This window comes from Nonomuraea sp. MG754425, from assembly GCF_021699195.1.
Classification (GTDB): domain Bacteria; phylum Actinomycetota; class Actinomycetes; order Streptosporangiales; family Streptosporangiaceae; genus Nonomuraea.
Map to the genome: position 1 here is coordinate 1 of NZ_SSXE01000395.1, position 2,147 is coordinate 2,147.

At 75.6% G+C, this 2,147-nt stretch carries 2 protein-coding genes and 1 pseudogene; 2 read left to right on the forward strand and 1 reads right to left on the reverse strand.

Annotated elements, in window-relative coordinates; translation table 11 throughout:
• A partial coding sequence (locus FAF44_RS52915) for an AAA family ATPase (RefSeq protein WP_237111075.1) occupies positions 1-273 on the reverse strand: 273 nt, incomplete at its 3' end.
• Positions 274-877: 604 nt separating this feature from the next.
• Here FAF44_RS52915 and FAF44_RS52920 point away from each other — a divergent pair.
• Positions 878-1,648 (forward strand): DUF4239 domain-containing protein, encoded by a 771-nt coding sequence (locus FAF44_RS52920; protein WP_237111076.1) that lies wholly within the window; start codon positions 878-880, stop codon positions 1,646-1,648.
• A gap of 2 nt (positions 1,649-1,650) precedes the next feature.
• Positions 1,651-2,147 (forward strand): annotated as a pseudogene (locus tag FAF44_RS52925) (hypothetical protein); the annotation flags it as partial.

Below are 2,147 nucleotides of genomic sequence, written 5' to 3' on the forward strand. Positions count from 1 at the left end.
CCACCACCACGAGCCTGGGCAGCCCGGCCCGCCGAACAGCCTCGTCAGCGTCCCGTACGGGAGCAACCGCTCGCCCTCGTCACCGTCGGCGGACAGCACCTCCGCCGGCCCGCACGCCTTCAGGAACCGCTGGACCAGGGTCGTCTTCCCGATCCCGGCCGGCCCCTCCACCACCACGAGCCTGGGCAGCCCGGCCCGCGCGCGCCCGAACTCCTCGCCCAGGCACCGCAGCTCGTGCTCTCTCCCGACGAACGTCTCGATCGGCTCAGCCATGGACGGCCTCCGCACTCAGGTCATCCCACGGTTCCGCGCCACGGCGGGCGCCTCAAGTAAGACTTGCCTGTCCGTGTCCAGAGCACGCGCGAAAGCCAGGGGTAATCCCCGGGTCCGGTCCCGGGCCCCGCGTCCCCGCGCGGCCCGGCCGCCGAACCCCCGGGGCGATCCCTGGGGACGGCCCCTGAAGCGCTCGCCGCCGCGAGACCGGAACATGTGAGGCGTCCCCCCGTGGGGAGGGGCGCAGGTGGGGGCCTTCCGGCCGTTCGCGGAGGGATGGCCAGGGTCTTCGCCGCGCACGGAGAAGGTGCCCGCCGGCTCGCGTGGAGCAACGGCCACGTCGCGGCACCGGCCCTCGCCAGGCCGGCGCCGGAACCGGCGGACGCACCGGGGCGGTCCCGCCTGTAGCCATGCGGTGGCCGCCCGCCCGTGCTCTCCGGTCCGTTCCGGCCGCCCTCGCCGGGTGCCTCCCGCCCCGCCGTTCCGGCGGTGGTCGCGGGGTGCTGGCTTGCCCGGGACTTTACCTTTCTGCGCCGCACGCCATCAATGCGCTGTGTGATAGTAATGTGACACTGCGTATCCGAAAGAGATCCGGGAGATCTTCATGGTGGCGTACACGCTCTCGATCTTGGCGGCGGTGGGCGCGGTGGCGCTCACCGCGCTGGTGTTCCGGCGGGTGAGGACGACCGCGGGCGAGGACCGCGAACCCGACGGACCGTCGGCCGCGCACTCCGGCGCGATGTTGTCGGCCATGTTCCTGCTGGTGTTCGCCATCGCGATCATCGTCCCCTGGACCACGGCCGACTCCGCCAGGCTCAACACGCACGCCGAGAGCCAGGCCGCGGTGGACGCCTACTGGGCGGCCTCCGCGCTGCCCGGGTCCGCCCCCCAGGAAGTGCGCAGGTCGCTGCGCGACTACGTCTCGTTCGTGGTCAAGGACGAGTGGCCGCTCATGGCCGAGGGGCGGATGCATCCGGTCGGCGCCGAGCGCCTCGACGACCTGCGCGGGCGGGTCAACACCCTGCGGGCGGCCAACGACCAGGAGGAGGACGCCAAGGCCGCCGTGCTGGAGCACCTCAGCGCCATCTCCACGGCCCGCGCCCAGCGCAGCGCCGACGCCGACGCCCGGCCGCCCGCCGGGCTGCTGTACCTGACGGTCCTCACCGGGATCCTGGTCATCGTCTTCCCGTTCCTGGCCGGGGCCAGGCCGCGGCTGCCGGCCATCCTGCCGCTGGTCGCGACGGCCGCGCTGGTCGGCTTCGGCACCTACCTGACCTTCGACATCTCCCGCGCCTTCGCCGGGCCGCTGGCCGTGCACGCGGACGCGTTCCGGGGGGCGCTGGAGGAGTTCACCCGGATCAACGGGGGGATGTGACGGTGCGCGTCAGGCGGGCGCCGCTGCTCCTGGCCGCCGCCCTCGCCCTGGCCGCCGCGACCGGCCCGGCGGCAGCCCCCGCGGTGGGCCCCGCGGTGGGCCCCGCGGTGGGCCCGCTCACGGGGGCGGCGGCCGGGGCCGCGATGGTGCCGATGGCCGGGGTCGCGGCCGAGCCGCTCAGGGCCGCGCGGACGGTGCCCTCGCCCAAGCCGGTGCCGCGGGTGTCCGTACGGCCGCCCGCGCCGCCCAAAAGGATCACCGTGGGGCCCACGGTGAAGGTGCCGAAGGTGACCGTGCGGCGTTCGCCCGGCCCCCAGGTGTCGATCGCGATGCCGCACGGCGCGCGGCGGGCGACGCCCAAGGTCACGGTGCCGCAGGTGACGGTCTTCCCCGACGGCGTGTGCGCGGGCGGGGTCGCGCTGGGGGAGTGCCCGCGCGGCGGGCCCCGGCCGGCCTCGCCCAGGGCCGTCGTCCCGCCGCGCGGGCACTCCCCCAGCGC